The 21,497-nt window shown below is 71.5% G+C and carries 19 protein-coding genes; 8 read left to right on the top strand and 11 right to left on the bottom strand.

The genetic code is table 11. From position 1 onward, the window contains the following. Positions 1 to 43: 43 nt before the first annotated feature. Positions 44 to 1,747, bottom strand: coding sequence for a tetratricopeptide repeat protein (locus AOK11_RS06210; RefSeq protein ID WP_055592624.1), 1,704 nt, complete (start codon positions 1,745 to 1,747; stop codon positions 44 to 46). 280 nt (positions 1,748 to 2,027) lie between these two features. Here AOK11_RS06210 and AOK11_RS06205 point away from each other — a divergent pair, with 280 nt between their 5' ends. Further along, entirely contained in the window at positions 2,028 to 2,849 is an 822-nt protein-coding gene (locus AOK11_RS06205) for an SAM-dependent methyltransferase (RefSeq protein WP_055592620.1), read from the top strand. Between the two features lie 118 nt (positions 2,850 to 2,967). Here AOK11_RS06205 and AOK11_RS06200 read toward each other — a convergent pair whose 3' ends face one another. Continuing rightward, entirely contained in the window at positions 2,968 to 3,900 is a 933-nt protein-coding gene (locus AOK11_RS06200; RefSeq protein WP_055592619.1) for a helix-turn-helix domain-containing protein, read from the bottom strand. Positions 3,901 to 4,107: 207 nt separating this feature from the next. Continuing rightward, positions 4,108 to 4,338: a DUF397 domain-containing protein gene (locus AOK11_RS06195; protein ID WP_055592618.1), complete on the bottom strand. Its 231-nt coding sequence runs from the start codon at positions 4,336 to 4,338 to the stop codon at positions 4,108 to 4,110. Positions 4,339 to 4,798: 460 nt separating this feature from the next. On the opposite strand from AOK11_RS06195, the gene AOK11_RS06190 reads away from it, so the two are divergent. Continuing rightward, a complete protein-coding gene (locus tag AOK11_RS06190) occupies positions 4,799 to 5,344 on the top strand; it encodes a hypothetical protein (RefSeq protein ID WP_206188787.1) in 546 nt (181 codons plus the stop codon). Positions 5,345 to 5,491: 147 nt separating this feature from the next. Here the strand turns inward: AOK11_RS06190 and AOK11_RS44545 are convergent, their stop codons facing one another. Next, a complete protein-coding gene (locus tag AOK11_RS44545) occupies positions 5,492 to 5,818 on the bottom strand; it encodes a dihydrofolate reductase family protein (protein WP_240497239.1) in 327 nt (108 codons plus the stop codon). On the opposite strand from AOK11_RS44545, the gene AOK11_RS44540 reads away from it, so the two are divergent. The 4 genes from AOK11_RS44540 to AOK11_RS06170 all read left to right on the top strand — a co-directional run bounded on the left by AOK11_RS44540 (position 5,811) and on the right by AOK11_RS06170 (position 11,302). After that, positions 5,811 to 6,119, top strand: coding sequence for a hypothetical protein (locus AOK11_RS44540; protein ID WP_240497238.1), 309 nt, complete (start codon positions 5,811 to 5,813; stop codon positions 6,117 to 6,119). The two genes, AOK11_RS44545 and AOK11_RS44540, sit on opposite strands and share 8 nt — an antisense overlap. Positions 6,120 to 6,286: 167 nt before the next feature. Continuing rightward, entirely contained in the window at positions 6,287 to 9,013 is a 2,727-nt protein-coding gene (locus tag AOK11_RS06180; protein WP_055592623.1) for a SpoIIE family protein phosphatase, read from the top strand. 143 nt (positions 9,014 to 9,156) lie between these two features. Next, positions 9,157 to 10,524: an FAD-dependent oxidoreductase gene (locus tag AOK11_RS06175; RefSeq protein WP_055592616.1), complete on the top strand. Its 1,368-nt coding sequence runs from the start codon at positions 9,157 to 9,159 to the stop codon at positions 10,522 to 10,524. A gap of 280 nt (positions 10,525 to 10,804) precedes the next feature. Then, the gene (locus AOK11_RS06170) at positions 10,805 to 11,302 is read left to right on the top strand and encodes a lamin tail domain-containing protein (protein WP_055592615.1); all 498 of its coding nucleotides are present in this window, start codon (positions 10,805 to 10,807) and stop codon (positions 11,300 to 11,302) included. An 18-nt stretch (positions 11,303 to 11,320) separates the two neighbouring features. Here AOK11_RS06170 and AOK11_RS06165 read toward each other — a convergent pair whose 3' ends face one another. From AOK11_RS06165 to AOK11_RS06155, 3 genes are all read right to left on the bottom strand, one after another. Next, positions 11,321 to 13,690, bottom strand: a complete 2,370-nt coding sequence (locus AOK11_RS06165; protein WP_055592614.1) for a glycoside hydrolase family 65 protein — start codon at positions 13,688 to 13,690, stop codon at positions 11,321 to 11,323. A gap of 140 nt (positions 13,691 to 13,830) precedes the next feature. Further along, the gene (locus tag AOK11_RS06160; RefSeq protein WP_107098508.1) at positions 13,831 to 15,507 is read right to left on the bottom strand and encodes a sensor histidine kinase; all 1,677 of its coding nucleotides are present in this window, start codon (positions 15,505 to 15,507) and stop codon (positions 13,831 to 13,833) included. Between the two features lie 150 nt (positions 15,508 to 15,657). Beyond that, a complete protein-coding gene (locus AOK11_RS06155; protein WP_055592622.1) occupies positions 15,658 to 16,350 on the bottom strand; it encodes a response regulator in 693 nt (230 codons plus the stop codon). A 519-nt stretch (positions 16,351 to 16,869) separates the two neighbouring features. Between AOK11_RS06155 and AOK11_RS06150 the strand changes: the two genes are divergently transcribed. Further along, entirely contained in the window at positions 16,870 to 17,265 is a 396-nt protein-coding gene (locus AOK11_RS06150) for an STAS domain-containing protein (protein ID WP_055592612.1), read from the top strand. Positions 17,266 to 17,482: 217 nt separating this feature from the next. After that, positions 17,483 to 18,685, top strand: coding sequence for a globin domain-containing protein (locus AOK11_RS06145; protein WP_055592621.1), 1,203 nt, complete (start codon positions 17,483 to 17,485; stop codon positions 18,683 to 18,685). 89 nt (positions 18,686 to 18,774) lie between these two features. On the opposite strand, the gene AOK11_RS06140 is transcribed toward AOK11_RS06145, so the two are convergent. From AOK11_RS06140 to AOK11_RS06125, 4 genes are all read right to left on the bottom strand, one after another. Continuing rightward, positions 18,775 to 19,149 (bottom strand): roadblock/LC7 domain-containing protein, encoded by a 375-nt coding sequence (locus tag AOK11_RS06140; protein WP_055592611.1) that lies wholly within the window; start codon positions 19,147 to 19,149, stop codon positions 18,775 to 18,777. Positions 19,150 to 19,234: 85 nt separating this feature from the next. Then, a complete protein-coding gene (locus tag AOK11_RS06135) occupies positions 19,235 to 19,753 on the bottom strand; it encodes a roadblock/LC7 domain-containing protein (RefSeq protein WP_055592610.1) in 519 nt (172 codons plus the stop codon). A 38-nt stretch (positions 19,754 to 19,791) separates the two neighbouring features. Next, positions 19,792 to 20,571 carry a hypothetical protein gene (locus tag AOK11_RS06130; RefSeq protein WP_055592609.1) on the bottom strand — a complete coding sequence of 260 codons (780 nt, stop codon included), beginning with the start codon at positions 20,569 to 20,571 and terminating at the stop codon, positions 19,792 to 19,794. Beyond that, on the bottom strand, positions 20,568 to 20,972 hold the full coding sequence (locus tag AOK11_RS06125; protein ID WP_055592608.1) for a roadblock/LC7 domain-containing protein: 405 nt from the start codon (positions 20,970 to 20,972) through the stop codon (positions 20,568 to 20,570). Before AOK11_RS06125 ends, AOK11_RS06130 begins: the two co-directional genes overlap by 4 nt. Positions 20,973 to 21,497 lie beyond the last annotated feature (525 nt).

The raw sequence follows: 21,497 nt of genomic DNA, 5'->3' as shown, positions 1-21,497 counted from the left end.
ACGCCCCGGCGCCGGGGCGTCCGGTCGTGCCGGGGTCTGCGGCTCAGGCGCAGTGGCACCCGTCCCCACCGGTGTCCCCGTCCGCGCCGGAGGCCGTCGCACGGGTGTCCAGCCGGCAGAAGCAGGACGCCTCGATCGGTACGTCCGCCCATGCGGCCGCCGCCTTGAGCTGTTGGGCCACGAGCGCGGCCTCCGCCGTCCTTCCGGTGCGCGTCAGGCACTCGTGGAACCCGTGCAACGCCCAGACGTTTCCCGGGTGTTGCAGCGGCCGGGGCAGGGTGGAGTCGAGACCGAGGTCCGCGCGGTAGACCGCCTCCGCCTCGTCGACCCGCCCCTGTTCCAGCAGCAGGGCCCCGTACGCGTGCCGAGTGGGCTGCATCCAGCCCCAGGGCTCGTCGTAGGGAAGGCTGTCGTCCAGTTCGACGGACCGCTCCAGTGCGGCGAACGCCTCGTCGTAGTCGCCCTTGCGGTAGGCGAGTTCGCCGTCCAGCATCGCGGCCGCGATGGCGAGGATGTCCTGGCAGGTGTTGTTGAACAGCATCCGCGTCCCGGGCACCCGGCCCACCGCGGCGCGGAAGCCCTCCCGCTCGGCCTCGGCCCTCTCGACGTCACCGGTCGCCGAGAGGGCGACGCCACGGGCGTAGTGGAGCATCGCGGTGGTCGCGCAGTACAACGCCGGGTCGGCGGGGAACGGCAGCGCCAGGATGTCGTCCCAGCGGCCGAAGCGGATCAGGACGTGGAAGCGCATCGCCAGGAAGCCCTCGAGCCAGTCGGCCATCGGCGGGCTCTGCACCCTGAGCAGTTCCTCGGGGACGGAGGCTTCGAGCTGCGCGGCGGCGTCCAGGGCGATCTTCGAGAGGCCCGCGAACATGGCACCGTAGATCCTGAAGTGGTGGTTGTGGGCACGGTAGAGGGTGTAGAAGTTCATGGCCCCGGCCCGGGCGAGGTACTTCTCGTCGGCGGCGATCGCGAGGGTGTTGTCGGACACGACCCGGCGGTAGTCGCCGCACAGCACCTCGAGGTGCGAGGGCATGTGGTGCAGATGTCCGGCGTCGGGCACGGCGCCGCGCAGCCGGTCGGCGACCATGAGGGCCGCTTCCGGCGTGGGGGACATCTCCATCAGGTGGATGTACAGGTGCACGACGCCGGGGTGCCGGGCACCGCTGTCACCGGCGAGCGCCCGGTCGAGTACGGCCTTGGCCTCCAGGGTGCGGGCACCCGCGGCGGGGCGGCCGGTCCTCAGGTCCCACAGCTGCCAGGGAGTGAGGTTCATCAGGGCGTCCGCGCAGAGCACGGCGACGTCCGGGTCGTCGGGGGCGCTCTCGTACACCGCGAGCATGCGGTCCGCGTAGGGCTCGTTCCACACCGAGCAGTCCTCGACGACCCGCCCCTGGGGGTAGCGGGCGCGCAGGGCGGTGATGAGGGCCCGCTCCACAGGGGTGGCTCCCGCGGCCTTCTCGTGCGCCGATTCGACCGCGGCGTGGGCGCGTTCGACGCTGCGGACGAGGTCGTCGCCGTCGAAGGCCTCCCAGGGCTTGTTGTAGTTGGGGCCGAGGGCATAGGCAATGCCCCAGTAGGCCATGGCGCAGTCCGGGTCGGCCGCGGCAGCCTTCTCGAAGCAGGCGACCGCTTCCTCGTGGTTGAACGCGTAGGTCCACAACAAACCGCGGTCGAACCAGAGTTGGGCCTCATCCACGGCGGTCGTCACGCGGCGGCGGTAGGTACCCAGGTCGTAGTAGTCGTCCATGATCTCCATGGCTCCCTCCCGGGGAAGCGGCTGAGTCGGCCGACCGGCCTCACCCGCCACGCGCGTCGACGGGGACGAAACCGACGATACCGTCACACTTGCGCCGATGCGGGTGTTGACGCAATGCGTCCGCCCGGCGACACCGGGTCATGACAGCGATGGTCCCGCCATTCCTTCAGGGCCTTGTTCGTCGATGGGCTGGTCCGACTCGCGCGGGGCTCCCTAGGATGTACTCCCTGTCCAGCCAGTCCAGTTGGCGCGGCACTCCGCAGGGGGAACGATGCACACCGGCAATCAGCTGTCCACCGAGATCGACGCAACCGTGCCGACAGCCGCGCGCATGTACGACTACTACCTGGGCGGAAAGGACAACTACGCGGCCGACCGTGCCGCCGTGGAGGAGCTCGACCGGGTGGTGCCCAGTACGCGCCGTCTGGCCCTGAACAACCGGCGCTTCCTCCAGCGGGTCGTCCGGGTCCTCACGCAGGAGTACGGGATCCGGCAGTACCTCGACCACGGCTCCGGTCTGCCCACCCAGGACAACGTCCACCAGGTCGCCCAGCGCATCGACCCGACCACCCACGTGGTGTACGTCGACAACGACCCGATGGTGCTGGTGCACGGGCGCGCACTGCTGGAGCAGGACGAGCGCACGGTGGTCATACAGGCCGACATGCGGGAGACCGAGGCGATCTTCGACCACGCCGAGACGGAGCGCCTGATCGACTTCTCGCAGCCGGCCTGCGTGCTGTTCAACAGCGTGTTCCACTGCATCCCGGACAGCGACGCCGACGGCCCGATCGCCGTGGCGCGCCGGGTCCGGGAACGGCTCGCGCCGGGCAGCTTCCTCGTGATGTGCCAGCTGGTCAGCGAGGACCCCGAGGTCCGCAGGTCCGTCACCGATTTCATGGACCGGGCGACCCAGGGGCACTGGGGCCGGGTGCGGCAGGAGAGCGACGTCGCCTCGTACTTCGAGGGCCTGGAGATCCTGGAGCCGGGCCTGGTGGAGGTCTCCACCTGGCGTCCGGACACCGAGGTGGCGCCCCGTCAGCTCACCCAGGAGTGGATCGAGTTCGGCGGCGTGGGCCGGATACCGCTGTAGGTTTTCGGCGGCACGTGTGCCGCCGAGGCGCGGCCACGGACGCGCGGACGCCCCTCGCCCGTTCCCGGTGGTCCGGGAACGGGCGAGGGGCGTCCGTACGGCGTTCCGGCCCCCGGCGCTACGACCCGGACTGCGGCTCCGGGTAGCGGTCCCGCATCGTGGCGCGCAGCAGATGCAGGGATTCACGGGGCCGCAGCGCCTCGTCGGCGAGGCGGTCCAGCGCGATCCGGTACTCCTCCGTCTCGTCGAGGTCCTCGAGGAAGTTGGCGCTCCTGATGTGTTCCAGGTAGACCACGTCGGGCAGATCGAGGCCGCCGAAGCGCAGATACGTCACCGGGATGGCGGGAGCCGACGCGTTCGTCACGCTCAACGGCACGATCTGCAGCGTGACGTTGGGGCGCTCGGCCATCCGCATGAGGTGGGCGAGCTGCTCGCGCATCACCTCGGCACTGCCCAGCACGCGCAGCAGAACCGACTCGTCGATGACCGCCCACAATTGCGGGGCGCCGTCCCGCGTCAGCAACTCGGCCCGCCGCATGCGGAGTTCGATGCGTCGCTGCACCTCGCCCGCCGGTGCGTTGGGCAGGCCGCGCTCCACCACCGCACGGGTGTAGGCGGCGGTCTGCAGCAGGCCGGGGACGTACTGGATCTCGAAGGTACGGATGGTGGCGGCGGCCTCCTGCAGTCCGACCAGCCGGTCGAACCACTCGGGCATCAGCCGCTTGTCGTACCTCTGCCACCAGCCCGGCTCTCCGGCCCGCTGGAGCAGTTTGACCAGCACCGAGACCTCGTAGTCGTCGGTGCCGTACAGCTCGAGCAGGGCCCGGATGTCTCTCTCGGTGGGCGGGCGGCGCCCCTTGCCCGACTCGATGCGGGACAGCTTCGCCGCACTGAAGCCGACGGAGCGCGCCGCCTGGTCCTGGGCCAGCCCGGCGTCCTCGCGGAAGCCCGCCAACTGCACGCCGACCAGCATCTTCAGCAGGGTCGGAGCCGGCTCGGGCCTTTCCAGATAGGGTTCCAGACGGGAGATACGATGCGACGCGGCGGACATCCTGACTCCCAGCAGACCGGCACAAGGGCGGTTTACACTATCGCATCCCAACGAGCCGCAGCGTAGGCACCCCACAGAAGCCTTGCAGAATTGGGTAGTTGAACTCCGCTTCGCCTCATCCGGCTGCGCTTCTCCGGCTGCGCGTCGCCGCGACGGAGCGAGCCGGACTGCCGCATCGCGCCAACCGGTTCGCACCGCACGGGTGCATCAGACCAGGTGGTCGAATTCGCCGTCCTTCGCGCCGGCCAGGAAGGCCGCCAGTTCCGCCGACGTGTAGACCAGCGCGGGCCCGTCGGGATCGCGGGAGTTGCGCATCGCCACGCCCCCGTCGTCCAGCGGTGCCACCTCGACGCAGTTGCCCTCGGCGTTGCTGTACCGGCTCTTGACCCAGCAGGCGTCCAAGGAACTCGCCCGCACTCCGTTGCGCACTCCTGGCACCGCAGCCTCCTTGCTGTTCCTGTGTACTGCCGGGCGGTGCCCGGCCGTTCGCCGGGGCGGGCCGAGCCGGATCACATCCGATCCACCCCGGTCCGCCCCGAAAAAAACTTCACGCAATTTCTCGTGCAATTGCACACGAGCGCTCTCAGCGTGGATAATAGTCGGAGCGTCAACCCCCTTGTTGACGCCCTGTCCTGACGCCGCATCGGGGAGATGGAGTGTCCTCACCTGTGCACCAAGTGAACCTGTCGACCGCCGGCGCCGCCGTACGGACGGGTGGCCGCCTCCCGGCCTCACCTGTCGGGACCCTCCTGCTCGGCGCGGTGCCGCAGCAGACCGGGAGACCGGACACGGGGGCTCTCCCGGCGCCGATGCCCCCGGCGGGCAGGACGGGCCCGGCCCGGCCGTCCACCTGACCCTCCCCCCACTCGACACGACCGCCGCGAAAGGCCCCCACGCGATGCGCAGCGCTTCTACGGAACAGCCGAGCAGCGAGCGCCCTGTGCGCCACACGTCCCCGACCGGAATGGCCCGTACGACACCGCTCACGTCACTGTCCCGCGTGCCGTGGCGCGACATCCAGGACTCCACCGGATCCGCGGCGGCCATCCCCCTGCTGCTCAACGGCATCGCCTGGGGGGACGCCGAAACGGCCCGGTCGGCCCTGGAGGATCTGCGGAAACGGATCTGCCAGTACGGCTTCGTGGTGGAGCAGGCGACGGCCGCCACGGTCCCCTTCCTCTGGGAGCTGGCGCAGCTGCCGCATGTGACCTGTCGTGCCGGGATCATCCAGCTGCTCAAGGCCATCGCCGACGCCCGGCAGTGGGAGAGCACCGCCGCCGCGTATCCCAAGCTGCTCAATCACCGCGAGAACCCGGTCGTCTGGGAGCGGGCCGCCCGGCAGGCGGTGCGCGCCCGGCGGGGCGACCTGAGCCGCCTGATGGACGACCAGGACACCAAGATCGCCCGTGCCACGACGGAGCTGGCCCGCGCGCTGGCCGACTGAGCCCCGTTCGAGCGCCGTGGGGGACGAGCGCCGAAGGGGCCCGTGGCACGGGGAGCGGGCCGCGCGACCGGTAACGCACCACCGGTCGCGCGGTCCGTAGGGCCGTTCCGGGCCGACCACCCGTACCGGGAAGCGATCCGTTCCGGGCTACTTCACGAAGCGGTACTTCAGGTGGGTGGCGACGGGTGATTCGACCACCCTGACCACATCGAGGGCCCGCCGCCCGGCGCTCCCCGCCTCGAAGAGCCGCATCCCCGTCCCGAGGAGCGCGGGCACCACGTGCAGCCGCAGCTCGTCGACGAGCCCCTCCCCGAGGTACTGCCGCACCGTGCTCGCCCCACCCGCGATGTCGACGTTCCCGTCCCCGGCGGCGGCCTTCGCCCGGTCGAGGGCGCCGCGGATGCCGCCGGTGACGAAGGTGAAGGTGGTGCCGCTCTCCTTGACCGGGGCCGGCCGGGGCCGGTGGGTGAGCACGAAGACCGGGGTGCGGAACGGCGGATCCCCCCCAGAACTCCTCGCCCAGCTCGTACATCGTCCGGCCCATGACCACCGCTCCGGTGGCATCGAACCACTCGCGCACGAGTTCGGAGTCGCGGTTCTCCTCGCCACCGGGGAGACCCTGGCGCTGCCGCCGGCTCGCCAGGTCGTGCATCCAGCCGAAGAGCGCCTCGGCACCGTCGCCTCCTGGGTTGCCGGGAGCGACACCGGCTCCGGCCACGTAGCCGTCGAGGGAGACGGCCATGTCCGCAGTCACGGTCACGGTGGATCCTCCTGAAGTCGTGGGACGTACTGTCTTCACCCTCACGCCGATCGGGAACCGGCGCTTTCGACATGTGCCGGCCGCCCCGGTGCGGCCCGCTCATTTCCCGGCCCCGTCGTCCCCCGCCCGGCCGAAAGCACGCGATTTCGGCCTGTAGGTAAGCTCGGCACATGGTCCGACTGATGGGTCGATCCCCGGCCCGGTCGCCCCAGCGGCCCAGCACCACAGCCTCCGTACGTCAACAGCGGCAGGGGGGCGGTGGTCCGCGGTGGCGCCCACCGGAGTGGCTCCGGTCCTTGCTGAGCGCACGCAGCGTCGCCGGACAGGTCTTCATCCTGCATGTCGTGATCGTGCTGCTGCTGGTCGTGTCCGCCGTGGTCGCGCTGGTGCTGCAAGTACGGCACGACAGCACGCTGGAGGCCCGCAGCCGTTCCCTCGCCGTGGCGGAGACCCTGGCCCACTCGCCGGGCATCGTCGAGGCACTCGAATCCCCCGACCCCACCCTCCTCCTCCAGCCGCGCACGGAGGCCATCCGTCAACAGGCCGAGGTCGACTTCGTCGTCGTCATGAACACCGAGGGCATCCGCTACACGCACCCCAGGACGGACCGGATCGGCAAGAAGTTCGTCGGCACCCTCCAGCCCGCGCTGGCCGGACGGCCGGTGACCGAGGAGATCACCGGCACCCTCGGCCCGCTGGTCCAGGCCGTGGTACCGGTGAACAACCCCGACGGCGTCGTGGTGGGTCTCGTGTCGGCCGGCATCACGACCGAGAGCGTCGGCGGGGTCGCCGAGGACCAGCTGCCGCTGGTCCTGGCCGCGGGGGCCGCCGCACTCGTGCTGGCCACCACCGGCGCGGCCCTGATCAGCAGACGTCTGCTGCGGCAGACCCACGGCCTGGGCCCGCACGAGATGACCCGCATGTACGAGCACCACGACGCCGTACTGCACTCGGTGCGGGAAGGCGTGGTCATCGTCGACGACGACGGCACCCTGCTCCTCGCCAACGACGAGGCGCACCGGCTGCTCGGCCTGCCCGAGGACGCGGAGGGCCGCGACGTGCTCGACCTCTCCCTCGACCCCGTCACCGCCGACCTCCTGTCCTCGGGGCGGGTCGCCACGGACGAGGTGCACCGGGTCGGCGACCGACTGCTGGCGGTCAACCAGCGTTCCACCGACCGTGCCGGGGGCCCGCCCGGCAGCGTCGCCACGGTCCGCGACTCCACCGAACTGCGCGCCCTCTCCGGCCGGGCCGAGACCGCGCGGGAGCGGCTCGACATGCTCTACGACGCCGGTGTGGGCATCGGGACCAGCCTGGACGTGGCCCGCACGGCCGAGGAGCTGACGGAACTGGCCGTACCGCGGTTCGCGGACTTCGCCACGGTGGACCTGTTCGAGACGGTGCTGGCCGGCGGTGAGCCGGACGTGGCGGGGGCGGTGCGCCGCACGGCGTCGGCCGGTATCCACAAGGACGCCCCTCTGTACCCGGTGGGTACCCAGACCCGGTTCGTCGGGTCGTCCCCGCAGGGCCGCAGCCTGGCCTCCGGGCGCTCGTTCGTCGAGCCCCGGCTGAGCGAGGCTCCGGGGTGGCGGGCGCAGGACCTGGAGCGCTCCGGGCAGATCGTGGAGTACGGCATCCACTCGTTGATCACCGTGCCGCTGCGGGCCGGTTCCCTGGTGCTGGGCGTGGTCAGCTTCTGGCGCGCCAAGAGGCCCGAGCCGTTCGACGAGGAGGAGCTGGCCCTGGCGGAGGAGCTGGTCGCGCGGGCCGCGGTGTCCATCGACAACGCCCGCCGGTACACGCGCGAGCACAGCATGGCGGTGACGCTCCAGCGCAGTCTGCTGCCGCGCAGCCTGCCCGAGCAGAGCGCCCTGGAGATCGCCTACCGCTATCTGCCCGCGCAGGCCGGGGTCGGCGGCGACTGGTTCGACGTCCTGCCGCTGTCCGGTGCGCGGGTCGCGCTCGTGGTCGGCGACGTCGTCGGGCACGGGCTGCACGCGGCGGCCACCATGGGGCGGCTGCGCACCGCTGTGCACAACTTCTCGGCGCTCGACCTGCCGCCCGACGAGCTGCTGGGCCTGCTGGACGAGCTGGTCGGCCGCATCGACCAGGACGAGACGGAGGACGAGCACAGCGCCCCGGTGACCGGGGCGACCTGTCTGTACGCCGTCTACGACCCGGTCACCCGGCGCTGCACCGTCGCCCGGGCGGGCCATCCGCCGCCCGCGCTGATCCATCCGGACGGCACCGTGGAGTACGCGGACGTGCCCGCCGGCCCGCCCCTGGGACTGGGCGGGCTGCCGTTCGAGACGGCCGAGCTGGAGCTGGCGGAGGGCAGCCGGCTGGTCCTGTACACGGACGGGCTCGTCGAGGACCGGAACCACGACATCGACGTCGGTCTGGAACTGCTGCGCAAGGCTCTGGCCCAGGCCGGGAACTCCCCCGAGGACACCTGCCGGGCCGTGCTGGAGTCCCGGAGTCCGGCCAGGGCGCGGGACGACATCGCCCTGCTCGTGGCGCGTACGCAGGCGCTCACCGAGGACCGGATCGCGCGGTGGCCGGTGCCGTCCGACCCGGCGGCGGTCGCCGAGGTGCGCGCCACGATCGCACGGAAGCTGTCCGACTGGGGCCTGGACGAGCTGATCTTCACCACGGAGCTGATCCTGAGCGAGCTGGTCACCAACGCGATCCGCTACGGCGGTAGCCCCATCGAGGTACGGATGCTGCGCGACCGCAATCTGATCTGCGAGGTCCTCGACAGCAGCAGCACCTCGCCCCATCTTCGGTACGCGACCATGAACGACGAGGGCGGACGCGGCCTGTTCCTGGTGGCGCAGCTGGCGGAGCGGTGGGGCACCAGGTATCTGCCGACCGGTAAGATCATCTGGGCCGAGCAGCCCATCCCGTGATCCACGGGGCTGCCCGGGGATCCGCTCATGAAGTCATAAGGCCCGCTTATGAGTCCATAGACCGGACCCGCGTACCAGGTTAGGTATGCCTTAGTTTAGGATCCCCTGAGAGGCTCTTGTCATCGCTCGAAGGGAACCTGACCATGCCCCGCCCCCTGCGGGTAGCCGTCGTGGGATCCGGCCCCGCCGGGATCTACGCCGCCGACGCCCTGCTCAAGTCCGACGTTGCCGCCGACCCGGGTGTCTCGATCGACATCTTCGAGCGCATGCCGGCGCCGTTCGGTCTGATCCGTTACGGCGTCGCTCCCGACCACCCGCGGATCAAGGGCATCATCACGGCCCTGCACCAGGTGCTCGACAAGCCGCAGATCCGGCTGTTCGGCAACGTGGACTACGGCACCGACATCCACCTCGACGATCTGCGCGCGTTCTACGACGCCGTGATCTTCGCCACCGGCGCGACCGCCGACCGGGCGATGTCCTCCGTCCCGGGCATCGACCTCGACGGTTCCTACGGCGCCGCCGACTTCGTCTCCTGGTACGACGGCCACCCGGACGTGCCGCGCACCTGGCCCCTGGAGGCGGAGAAGGTCGCCGTGCTGGGGGTCGGCAACGTCGCCCTCGACGTCGCGCGCATCCTCGCCAAGACGGCGGAGGAACTGCTGCCGACGGAGATCCCGCCGAACGTCCACGAGGGACTGCTGGCCAACAAGGCGCGTGAGATCCACGTCTTCGGCCGCCGCGGCCCGGCGCAGGCGAAGTTCAGCCCGATGGAGCTGCGGGAGCTGGACCACTCCCCCAGCATCGAGGTCGTCGTCGACCCCGAGGACATCGACTACGACGAGGGGTCGATCGCCACCCGGCGCGGCAACAAGCAGGCCGACATGGTCGCGAAGACGCTGGAGAAGTGGGCGATCCGCGATGTCGGCGACCGCCCGCACAAGCTGTTCCTGCACTTCTTCGAGTCGCCGTCGGAGATCCTCGGCGAGGACGGCAAGGTGACCGGCCTGCGCACCGAGCGCACCGAGCTCGACGGCACCGGCAACGTCAAGGGCACCGGCCGGTTCAAGGACTGGGACGTCACCGCGGTCTACCGCGCGGTGGGCTACCTCTCCGACAAACTCCCCAAGCTGCCCTGGGACATCGACTCCGGCACCGTGCCCGACGAGGGCGGCCGGGTCCTCCAGGAGAACGGCGAGCACCTGACGTCCACGTACGTCACCGGCTGGATCCGGCGCGGCCCCATCGGCCTGATCGGCCACACCAAGGGCGACGCCAACGAGACGGTGGCGAACCTGCTGGACGACTTCGCGAACGGACGCCTGCAGACGCCCGCGACGCCCCAGCCCGAGGCCGTGGACGCGTTCCTCGCCGAGCACTCCGTCCGCTACACCACCTGGGACGGCTGGTACAAGCTGGACGCCGCGGAGAAGGCGCTGGGTGAGCCGCAGGGACGCGACCGCGTGAAGCTCGTCGAGCGCGAGGACATGCTGCGGGAGAGCGGCGCGTGAACTGACAGCGGTCGCGACGGCGTACCGCCGAGCGCCCGTTCGGTCCTCACGGACCGGGCGGGCGCTCCGTCGTGTCCGCAGGACCCGTCGCACCCGCAGGACCCGTCGTGTCTGCGGGGCCCGTCATATCTGCGGGGTCCGTCCGTACCCACAGGAGCCGTGAGGGCCGCCCGGTCCGGGACCCGGCCGGTGTGAGTGCATCCAGGGTTGTGTACTATCCGATCCTTCACCGAATAACCACATGATCCTCACGCAAGGGTCATGCAGGGGGGATGAGTTCATGCGCATACGCACCGCTGCCGTCGCCACCACCGTCGCCGTGGGGGCCCTGGCCGCACTGACGGCCGTTCCGGCACACGCCGCGGAGTACAACTCCGCGCTCAAGGTCCGCGGCGTCCAGTACGACGCTCCGGGACCCGACTCCAACAAGTGCTCCACGGGCAACACCCGTCACGAGTACCTGACGATCAAGAACTACTCGTCGACGAAGACCGTGAACCTCAAGGGGTACGTCGTCAAGGACGCCGTCGGCAACCGGTTCGTCTTCAGGACCAACCACTACCTCGAGCCCCGCGACTACGTGAAGCTGCGCGGCGGCAACGGCACCGACTCCGACAAGAACAACGTCGCCTACCGCAACAACTGCAACTTCATCTGGAACAACGACAAGGACACGATCTACCTCGTCAAGCCCACGGGCAGCCGCGCCGACGTGCACGCGTACACCAAGCGCGGCTCCGACCCGGACGGCGACGGGTACATATCGTTCCACAAGTGACCGCTCCCTGCCGGGCCGTCAGTCCGGCAGGGGCAGATGGCCCGTCTCCCCCGGCTGGAGGCGGGCCGTAAGGTCCGGGAGGCATACGTCGACGGGCCCGGGGCCCGACGCCGGTACGGTGATCTCCAGGCGTCCGCTCTCCAGCCGCAGCCGGACGCCCCAGTGGCCGTGGTAGCGCAGGGTGAAACCGTAGGAGGACAGCTCCGGCAGGGGCACCGGGTCCAGTCGCAGCCCGCCGTCGCGCGTCTCCAGGCCGGGCAGTCCGCGCTGGACCAGGTCGAGCGTGCCGGCCATGGCCCCGAGGTGGATGCCCTCGCCGGTGGTGCCGCCCTGGATGTCGGCGATGTCCCCGCGCAGGGCCTCCTGACAGAACGTCCAGGCCTCGGCACGCCGGTCCCGGGCCAGCACCCAGCCGTGGACGAGGCCGCTGAGCGTGGACCCGTGGCTGGTGCGGTGCAGATAGTGGTCCACCGTCAGCCGCCAGGTCGCCTCGTCCAGCTCGTACCCCAGCCGACGGAAGAGGCCCTGCAGTTCGGCCGGGGAGAACAGATACCCGAGCATCAGGACGTCCGCCTGCTTCGAGGCCCGGTAGCGGTTGACGGTGTCGCCCTCGCCCTCCAGGATCCGGTCCAGGCGCCGGATGTCCTCGTAGCGCCGCCGGTACTCCGGCCAGTCGAGCTCGGCGAGCTTTCCGTACCCCTCGAACTGGCTGATGACGCCGTCGTGGAACGGTACGTGCAGGGCTCGGGAGACCTCCTCCCACTTCTCGAGTTCGCTCCGGTCCAGGCCGGTGCGTTCGTCGAGTTCCCGCCGGCGGGGCTCGGGCAGGGTGCGCAGCACGTCGAGGGTGTGGGCGAGCACCCAGGCCGCGGTGACGTTGGTGTACGCGTTGTCGTCCAGTCCGGGCTCGGCGGCGTCGGGGTAGGCGTCGTGGTACTCGTCGGGACCCATCACGCCCTTGATGCGGTACCGGCCCAGGAGCGGATCGTAGGCGGCGGCGTCCGCCCAGAAGCGGGAGATCTGCAGCAGCAGTTCGGCGCCCTTGGTGTGCAGGAACTCGGCGTCGCCGGTGGCCTCGCAGTACTGCCACACGTTGTACGCGATCGCCGATCCCACATGGTGCTGGAGTCGGGAGTGGTCGGGCAGCCAGTGGCCCGACCGCGGGTTGAGGTGGAGCTGTTGGGCCTCTTCCCGGCCGTCGCTGCCGCTCTGCCAGGGGAACATGGCCCCTCGGCGGCCGGCGTCCCGGGCGGCGGTGCGGGCCCGCTCGAGGCGTCGGTGCCGGTAGTGCAGCAGGGCCCTGGAGACCTCGGGGAAGTGCAGGTTGAGGTAGGGCAGCACGAACAGTTCGTCCCAGAAGATGTGCCCGCGGTAGGCCTCGCCGTGCAGTCCGCGGGCCGGTACGCCGACATCCAGGTCGGCGGTGTGCGGGGAGAGGGTCTGCAGCACGTGGAAGAGGTGCAGGCGCAGAATGGCGCCGGCCTCACCGGGCACATCCAGTTCGCCCCGGCGCCACAGCTGGCCCCAGGCCGTCCGGTGGGCTTCCAGCAGATCCGCGAAGCGGGCGACGCGCCCCACCCGGTCGACGGCGGCGTGCAGGGGGTCGCTGATGGCCGGGTCGCGCGAGGTGTACAGCGCGACGCTCTTGTCCACGGTCGCCGTACGGCCCGCGGTCAGGTGCAGCCGGGTCAGCTGGACGGCCCGCCGGTTCTCCTTGCGGAAGGTGACGGGCGCCTCGGAGAACAACCGGGACGCGAGGGCGATCCGGATGTCGGAGGTACGGGTGCGGCAGTGCAGCCACACGGTGTCCGGCGCCGCGCTGCCACTGTGCACATGGGTCAGATGCCGGCCGTCCAGGTCCCGGTAGCGGGCCACCCCCGCGTTGGTGACGCCGCCGTCGAGGGCCGCCTCGACCTCGAGCGCGCCGGAGTACCCCTCGGCCGTGAACTCGGTGCGCAGCGCGGCCAGATGGGGGTGGGCCATGTGCACCAGGCGCTCCTGACGCACCCTCAGCACCTGGCCCTCCCCCAGGTCGTACCGGGTCAGCCGCTCCAGCAGTCCCGAGGAGATCCGGAGGGTCTCACGGTGGTCGAGCACGGTCGCCGTCTCGGGGGTGAGCCATGGCTCTCCGGGCAGCCGGAACCGCAGGGGCAGCCAGTTGGGCAGATTGACCAGGTCCTCGCTCTCGATGCGCCGCCCGGCCACCTCGGAGACGAGCCGGTCGTAGCAGCCGGCCGCGTACGTCCCCGGGTAGTGCACGTCGTCGGCGGCGCATTCCGGCAGCGCCCCCCGGGTGGCGAAGAAGCCGTTGCCGAGCGTGCACAGCGACTCCCGAAGGCGCACCTCGGCGGGATCGTATCCCTCGTACTCCCAGATCCAGCCGGTCACGTCGGCGCTCCTTCCCCGGGAGGCCCAGTGGAGGGCTCCGGTGGTCCCGCACGGGGTACCCCGTGCGGGACAGGAACACACACACCGGGCGGACGTACCTGTACTCCGGGTCACCGGGGCGAAGCGCGGGTGCGGGAGTACTAGCCCTCCCGCACGGGCACCCGCCACACCAGGGTGGTGCCACGGTCCGGGGCGCTGTCGATCTCCAGGCCGCCGCCCAGTTGCGCGGCGCGCTCGGCCATGTTGCGCAGTCCGCTGCGGCGGCCGCCCTCCGGGATGCCCACGCCGTTGTCGGCGACGGTCAGCCGTACCTCGCGGCCGTCGGTCTCGAGGGCCACGTCGACCCGGTCGGCGCGCGCGTGCCGGGCGATGTTGGTCAGGGCCTCGGACAGGACGGCCACCAGATGGTCGGCGGTCTCCTTCGGCACATGGGTGTCGACCAGGCCCTCCATCCGCACGCTGGGCGCGAAGCCCAGCACGGGGGCCGTCTCGCCGACCACCCGCACGGCGCGGGCCCGCAGTCCGGTCCCGGAGGCGGCGTCGTGGGCGCGCAGGCCGAAAATGGTCGATCTGATGATCTTGATGGTCTCGTCCAGGTCGTCCACCGCACGGGAGACCCGCTCCGCGGCCTCCTTGTGCTCGATGAAGCGGCCGGCGCTCTGCAGCGTCATCCCGGTGGCGAACAGCCGTTGGATCGCCAGGTCGTGCAGGTCCCGGGCGATCCGGTCACGGTCCTCGAGCACCGCGATCTGTTCGGCGTCGCGTCGGCGCTCCGCCAGTTCCATGGCCACGGCGGCCTGCGCGGCGAAGCCCTGCAGCGGCTCGATCTCCTTCTCGGAGAATTCGCCGCGGCCCGCGGCGCGCACCAGCAGGACGATGCCCCGTACGCCGTCCTCCGACCCCACGGGCACGGCCACCGCCGGGCCTAGGCCGGCGAAGCGCCGTGGTTCGGACGAGACCCGCTCGTCGCAGGAGACGTCCGGGCTGGTGACGGGGGCGGCGCTGGTGAACGCCCGGCCCAGCAGGCTGTCGTCGACGGGGACGACGAGCCCGCGGTGGGCCTCCGCCTCCTGCCCCAGAGCGAGTTCCACGGTCAGCGACGCGGTGCCCTCCATCGGCACCGCCACCTCGGCGAGTGCCGCGCCGGTGATCTCCATGGCCCGTTCGGCGATCAGCAGCAGGGCCTCGCTTCCGCCGCTGCCGGACATCAGGGCGTGGGTGATCTCCGTGTTCGCCTGCAGCCACCGCTCCCGCAGCCGGGACTCCTCGTACAGCCGGGCGTTGTCGATGGCGACGCCGGCGGCGACGGCCAGGGTCGACAGGACCGACTCGTCCTCCTCGTCGAACTGCGCCCCGGCACGCTTCTCGGTGAGGTACAGGTTGCCGAAGATCTGGTCGCGGACCCGGATGGGGACGCCGAGGAAGCTGTTCATCGGCGGATGGTGGGCCGGGAAACCGAAGGACGCGGGGTGCCCGGACAGCTTCGCCAGCCGCAGCGGATGGGGGTGCCGGATCAGCTCCCCGAGGATGCCGTGGCCCTCGGGATAGTGGCCGATGCGGGCGATCTCCTCCTCGCTGACGCCGACCGTGTGGAAGGCCGACAGCCGCTTGCCGTCGGGGCCGATCACGCCGAGGGCGGCGTACTCGGCGTCCACCAGCACCGCCGCGGCGTCGACGATGCTGTGCAGGACCTGTTTCAGGTCCAGCTCGCGGCCCACCTCGAGGACGGCCTCCAGCAGGCTGTGCACCCGGTCGCGCGTACCGCGGGCCGCGTCGATCCGCGCCTGGAGCTCCTCCAGCAGGTCGTCCAGTCGCATCTGCGGCAGCAGCGGACGGGGGTCCCCGTCCCGCTCGGAGCTCTCCACCCGTGGTCCTCCCGTTCGCTCGCCCCACCGGCAGCGTGTCCCCGGCAGGTCCACGTTAACGGGCGCGGCCCGGCCGTTTCCCACCGGTCGGCGAACCGGGCGTCAGCGGCCCGTGCGCCGCAGCCGGTCCTGCGCCTGGGTGGCGATCACGGCGGCCTGGATACGCCGTTCCACGCCGAGCTTGGCCAGCAGCCGGGAGATGTGGTTCTTCACCGTCTTCTCCGCCAGATACAGCCGCTGGCCGATCTGCCGGTTGGTCAGTCCCTCGCCGATCAGGGCGAGGATCTCCCGCTCGCGTTCGGTCAGTCCGGGCAGGGCGTCCTGCTCCTCCTCCGGCTCCTGTTCCTGCCGCAGCCGGGCCATCAGGCGGGTGGTGGCGCTCGGGTCGAGCAGGGACTGTCCGGAGGCGACCGTCCGTACGGCCGTGACCAGGTCCGAGCCCTGGATCTGCTTCAGCACGTAGCCGGAGGCGCCCGCCATGATCGAGTCCAGCAGGGCCTCCTCGTCGTCGAACGAGGTGAGCATCAGGCAGGCCAGATCCGGCAGCGTCGAGCGCAGCTCGCGGCACACGGTCACCCCGTCGCCGTCGGGCAGCCGGACGTCGAGGATCGCCACGTCGGGGCGGAGCGCGGGAACGCGGACCAGTGCCTGCTCGACGGTGGCGGCCTCACCGACGACGGTGATGTCCGGTTCGTCGTTCAGCAGGTCGTGCACTCCGCGGCGGACCACCTCGTGGTCGTCCAGCAGGAAGACCCGGACGGGCCGGTCGGGTGCCGGCCGCTCGCTGTCCGCCATCACATGCTCCTTGTTCTCGTGTGCCGGGCCGTACGCCGTGTCCCGGTGCTCCCGGACGCCGGCCGCCGGGAGGTCCCTCACCAGGATCCTTCTCGATACAGGGCCGAACGGCCAGGGCCGATCGGCCCTGATTCCTGTCGGGCCACCTGTTCTCCGCCGGGGTCCCGCGCCCTTCCGGCCGGCCGGTCGACTCCCCCGACGCTCCGGACGGGCTCCGGAGCTCCTCGGGGGCGGGCAGGGCCGGTCGGTCCGGGTGCCGGGGACCATCGGCATCTGGAGCACGCCGGACGGCTGGGCCATCGTCGGAGACGGGAGCGGCACCGATCCCCCGCGGTGCCGCTCCGTCCACGGTACCGACGGGTGCGAACCACTGGACCGCCGCGCCGCCCCACCGTTGCCGGCCCGGCGCCCGTACGCGGGTTTCCTACCGGCGGGCAGTGCCGTTCGGCGCCTGTGGCCCGCGCGGTAGGGCCGGGCGGCCCTACCGGCGGGCTCGTCACTGCGGGTTGACTGGCCGGTATGCCCGAAAACCACGGCAGGCACGCGGCGGAGCCGACCGAGCGACGGATCGCCGGAACGACGCTCGTCGCCCCGCGGGGCGAACTCGACCTGCTCACCGCGCCGGCCCTGTCCCAGCGCCTGGACGTCCTGACCTCCGGTGCCTTCCCCGACCTGGTGCTCGATCTGCGCGCCGTGGCGTTCATCGACTGCTCGGGCCTGCGCGCGCTGTGCCGTGCGCGCCGGCGGGCCCTGTCCCGGGGCGGGCGGCTGCGGCTGATCACGCGCAGCCCCGGTCTGCTGCGGGTCCTCCACCACACCCGGCTCACCGGCGTGTTCGAACTCCTCCCCCGCCTGCCGGCGGAGCTCGACGCGGCCGCCGCCCGTCCCGTGGCGGGCGAAGGCCCCCGCTCCTGAACAACGCCCCATGAGTCCCTGGGCCGAGCCGACCGGCCCCCTTTCCGGGGCGCCGCCCGGGACCGAAGGTCCTCTCCTGCCGGGCCGATGGGCCCGCAGCACCCCACGAGCAGTGGTTACCTCCGGAAACACACGCGTCGGATTGCTATACAGAAGGTGCCGCCGGTCCGGAACGGCGGCCCAAAGCCCGTACCCCGCCATGTCGTTGGGAGACCTCATGCTGTCCGAAGAATCCGCCGCAGTGGTCCGGGCCACCCTTCCCGCCGTGGCCGGAGCTCTCGACGAGATCACCGCGCGTTTCTACGGTGCGATGTTCCGCGACCGCCCCGAACTCCTGGACGGCATGTTCAACCGGGGCAATCAGGCCAGCGGGGTCCAGCGCCGGGCACTGGCCGGTTCCATCGCCGGTTTCGCGCGGGCGCTGCTCGCCGACCCCGACACCCGGCCGGACGCCCTGCTGGCACGGATCGCGCACAAGCACATCGCGGTCGGGGTCACCGACGACCAGTACACGATCGTGCACAAGTACCTGTTCGGTGCGATAGCGGAGGTTCTCGGCGACGCCGTCACCTCCGAGGTGGCCGCGGCCTGGGACGAGGTGTACTGGCTGATGGCAGGCGCCCTCATCGGACAGGAGGCTCGCCTCTACCAGGAGGCGGGGGTCGCGCCGGGCGACATCTGGCAGCGGTGGACGGTCGTCGAACGGCGCGAGGAGACCGCCGACGTCGTGTCGTTCGTGCTGCGCCCGGCCGACGGCGAACCGGCACCGCGCGCACGGGCCGGACAGTACGTGAGCGTACGGCTGCGGATGCCCGACGGGGTGCACCAGCTGCGCCAGTACAGCCTGTCCTCGGACCCCGGCGGCGACCTCCGGCGCATCACCGTCAAGCGGGTCACCGGGGACTCGGGGACACCGGACGGAGAGGTCTCCGACCTGCTCCACGCGCACACCCGCGCCGGTGACGAACTCGCCCTGTCCGTGCCGGCCGGCGACGTGGCCCTCGACGAAACGGACGCCCCGCTGGTGCTGGTCTCGGCCGGGATCGGCTGCACGCCCATGGTGGGCATGCTCGCCCGGCTCGCGGCGACCGGCTCGACGCGCCGGGTCCTGGTGCTGCACGCCGACCCCTCTCCCGAGGAGCACGCCCTGCGCACCGAGGTACGGGCCCTGGTGGAGCAACTGCCGGACGCCCGTGCGGTCTTCTGGTACGAACGGCCGGGCTCCGAGGAGCCCGAGGCGCGCAGCGGCCTGATGGACCTCACCGGGATCGACGTCCCGGCGGATGCGTCGGTGTATCTGTGCGGCCCGCTGCCGTTCATGCGTACGGCGCGCGGCCGGCTCCTGGGCGCGGGCGTCCCCGCCCGGCGGATCAGCTACGAGGTCTTCGGTCCCGATCTGTGGCTCCCCGAAGCGGCCTGACCGCGTCGTACGACGGGTGGGGCCCTTCGCGTACCGCGCGCGAAGGGCCCCATCCGTCGTGGCCCGGACCGGTCCACGACGGTCCTGCCTCAGACCTCCAGATCGTTCTCGATCCGGCGCAACTGGTGGCGGGCCATCGCCAGGTTGGAGCGGCCGCTGTCCAGCACCAGGTACAGGAACAGCCCGTTGCCGCCGCGTCCCTTGATCGGGCGGATCAGGTGGTACTGGGTGCCCAGGGTGATGAGGATGTCATCGATCTCTTCCTTCAGCCCCAGAAGTTCCATCGTGCGCAGTTTCGAGCGCACGACGTCGGTGTTGCCCGCGGCGGCGACCTCCAGGTTGAAGTCCTTGCCACCGCCGATCGTGCCGAGCGCCATGCCGCTGGTGTAGTCGACGAGTGCGGCGGCCGTGGCGCCTTCGATGGAGCTGAGGCAGTCCTTGAGGGAGGTCTCGGTGTTGGCCATGAGAGGTGTCCTTTCGGTCGTGATGGTTGTTCCGGTCGGCCACCAGGTGGTGTCACGGGGGCCGGCCGAGGGGAAAAGCCTGGATTCAGCCGCCGGACTGGGGCCGGGGCTGGTGTGTCGGCCGCTGCGGGGTGCGCACCGGCAGGGTGCCGATCCGGCGGTCGGCGTCCTGGGACGACGGGACGTGCACGTCGAGCGCCGCGCGCTCCGCGTGCCTGCCACCGTCCGGACCGACACGGGTGTCGATGAGTTCCGCGATCCGCGCACCGCTGCGCCGGCCCTCCAGATGCAGTCGGCCCACGTTGACCCGGTCGTCGGCGAGCAGGGTGAGCACCGCGGTGCTTCCGGCCGCGTAGGTCGCCACGTATCCCCGGGTGCCGCGCACCAGCAGTTCGCGGAACTCGCCGCGGGCGGCGGCATCCGTCATCCGGTACGCGACCCCGAGCGCGGCGGCGGTCAGCGCGGCCAGGCCCTCCGGCTCGGTGTCGGGCACGTCGTGGGCGAGGACGAGTCCGTCGACGGTGGCCGCGAGCGACCCCGCCAGCCGGGGGATCCGGGTACGGAGCCGACGCAGTTCGTCCAGCACGTCGGTCTCGACGGCCATGAGCAGTCTCCTTTCGGCACGCTGTCGACGCGCGCGGATCACAGGGCCTCCAAGGCGTCCAGGAGCCGTCGCAGCAGTGCCGTGTCGGGCTCGTCCCACGCATCGCCGGACGCGCCGGTGCCCGGACGGACGGAGGCGACGGGCGGAGGCGGTACGGGGGTGATCAGTCCGTCGGCTGCCAGGCGGCGCAGCTCGACGAGGGTGTGGAAGGTGCGGCACGCGAGGGCCGAGGCGATCTGCGCCGCGGTGCTGGCGCCGTCGACCCGGGCGAGGGTCCGGCCGCGGCGGGGTGGCAGGTCCGCCGGGTCGGCACCGGGCAAGCGGGTGAGCGGGGCGGTGTCGACGGCGGGGTCGGGCCAGATGCGGTCCAGCAGGTCGCGGCGGCGCTGCGACTCGCGCAGCACGCCCGCCACCGGGACGGGGCGGACCGCGCCGAACCAGTGGGCGGCCTCGGGTCTGAAGCGGAGCGCGGCGGTGTCCTGGGCGAGCGCGAAGTACGCGGCGTCGAAGAGCGCGCCCAGGTGGCACAGCTCCAGCGCGCCGGCGGTGAGCCGACCGCTGTCCACGAGCTGACGGCCGACGCGGTGGCGGGCACCGGCCCGCTCGACCGCCTCCCACCAGCCGTCGGCGGGGAGCGCACCGCTGCGGGTGAGCAGATCGCCGAGGTCGGGGCTGTACGCGGATTCGACGTGGACCACGTGTCCCGCCGCCAGGTAGAAGACCCCGGACTCGGTGGAGAGGGCCCCGGTGGCGCGGTCGGCCGCGAGACTGCCGAGCATGGCGGGCGCCGATCCGTCGGTGGCTGCCGCGGTGGTCATCCGAGCACCAGCCGGTCCGCCATCTCGGCCAGCCGGATGCGGGCCAGGGCCAGGTTGCCTTCGCTGCGGTCGAGCCACAGGTACAGGAAGACGGTGCTGTCGAAGGTCGTGATCACGAACCGGAGCAGGTGGTACGCGTCGACGGTGGTGAGGATCAGGTCCTGGACGGGCGGTTCCTTGCCGGACAGGACGGACGCCGCGCCGTCGGCCGGTGCGAGTGTGCCGCTCTCCATGGCGAGGCGGGCGAGTTCGGCGGTCTCCGCCGCCGTGGCTTCCGGGTCGTCGCCCGGTGCCTCGCCCACCGCGCCGAGCGCGAGTCCACTGATCCAGTCGACCACCAGCGCTCCTCGCGCACCGGGCAGTCGTATGGCTTCCAGCAGGCTCTCATCGATTCCGGGCACGCCGGATCCCCCTCCATCGCACGGCCGTACCGCGAACGTGACGTCGAAGCTACGCTGTGTGCTCGACCGAGGTGTGGGCTTTGGTGTTTTCCCTTGGAATATGCGGCATGGCCCCTTCGGCGCTGGTACCGTCGGCGCTTTTCGGGGTCGGGTACGACCGCCGGGAGGGGCCCTCGGAGCCGCAGGGCGCGGGCAGGGCCTTCCCCTGTGCGGATGGTGGGCCGGCCCTGCTCGCGGGGCCCATTGCGGTGACCGGGTACTGCCGCGACCACGGGTGACGGCGCTCCACCACGTGTGCGCGCCGCACACCCCGCTCGCGGCGCCTGCGTGCGCACATGGCACAGGGGATGACACGTACGGGGGTGACACGTGACACATGGGGGCCCCACCGCACGGGTAGCGGGAACGGGAAACGCCGTCCGGCGATCAACCCGTGTCGGTCCCGCCGTCCGACAGCGACGACAATGGCAGGAAGCACGTGCCCCCGTTCACCCCTGGACCCATGCCTCCCTCACGCACCTGTCG

It is taken from the genome of Streptomyces hirsutus (assembly GCF_001418415.1).
Taxonomy (GTDB): domain Bacteria; phylum Actinomycetota; class Actinomycetes; order Streptomycetales; family Streptomycetaceae; genus Streptomyces; species Streptomyces hirsutus.
The sequence above is the reverse complement of the archived record's forward strand: the minus strand, read 5'-3'. Positions and strand labels throughout refer to the sequence as shown.

What these genes read in the sequence shown, in the direction of transcription:
- AOK11_RS06155 (WP_055592622.1), bottom strand. Translation starts at nt 16,350, where the DNA reads ATGGCGGACAGCGAGCGGCCGGCACCCGACCGGCCCGTCCGGGTCTTC.
- AOK11_RS06135 (WP_055592610.1), bottom strand. Translation starts at nt 19,753, where the DNA reads ATGGCCGTCGAGACCGACGTGCTGGACGAACTGCGTCGGCTCCGTACC.
- AOK11_RS06160 (WP_107098508.1), bottom strand. Translation starts at nt 15,507, where the DNA reads ATGCGACTGGACGACCTGCTGGAGGAGCTCCAGGCGCGGATCGACGCG.
- AOK11_RS06210 (WP_055592624.1), bottom strand. Translation starts at nt 1,747, where the DNA reads ATGGACGACTACTACGACCTGGGTACCTACCGCCGCCGCGTGACGACC.
- AOK11_RS06205 (WP_055592620.1), top strand. Translation starts at nt 2,028, where the DNA reads ATGCACACCGGCAATCAGCTGTCCACCGAGATCGACGCAACCGTGCCG.
- AOK11_RS06190 (WP_206188787.1), top strand. Translation starts at nt 4,799, where the DNA reads ATGCGCAGCGCTTCTACGGAACAGCCGAGCAGCGAGCGCCCTGTGCGC.
- AOK11_RS06140 (WP_055592611.1), bottom strand. Translation starts at nt 19,149, where the DNA reads ATGGCCAACACCGAGACCTCCCTCAAGGACTGCCTCAGCTCCATCGAA.
- AOK11_RS06170 (WP_055592615.1), top strand. Translation starts at nt 10,805, where the DNA reads ATGCGCATACGCACCGCTGCCGTCGCCACCACCGTCGCCGTGGGGGCC.
- AOK11_RS06200 (WP_055592619.1), bottom strand. Translation starts at nt 3,900, where the DNA reads ATGTCCGCCGCGTCGCATCGTATCTCCCGTCTGGAACCCTATCTGGAA.
- AOK11_RS06130 (WP_055592609.1), bottom strand. Translation starts at nt 20,571, where the DNA reads ATGACCACCGCGGCAGCCACCGACGGATCGGCGCCCGCCATGCTCGGC.
- AOK11_RS06180 (WP_055592623.1), top strand. Translation starts at nt 6,287, where the DNA reads ATGGGTCGATCCCCGGCCCGGTCGCCCCAGCGGCCCAGCACCACAGCC.
- AOK11_RS06145 (WP_055592621.1), top strand. Translation starts at nt 17,483, where the DNA reads ATGCTGTCCGAAGAATCCGCCGCAGTGGTCCGGGCCACCCTTCCCGCC.
- AOK11_RS06150 (WP_055592612.1), top strand. Translation starts at nt 16,870, where the DNA reads ATGCCCGAAAACCACGGCAGGCACGCGGCGGAGCCGACCGAGCGACGG.
- AOK11_RS06175 (WP_055592616.1), top strand. Translation starts at nt 9,157, where the DNA reads ATGCCCCGCCCCCTGCGGGTAGCCGTCGTGGGATCCGGCCCCGCCGGG.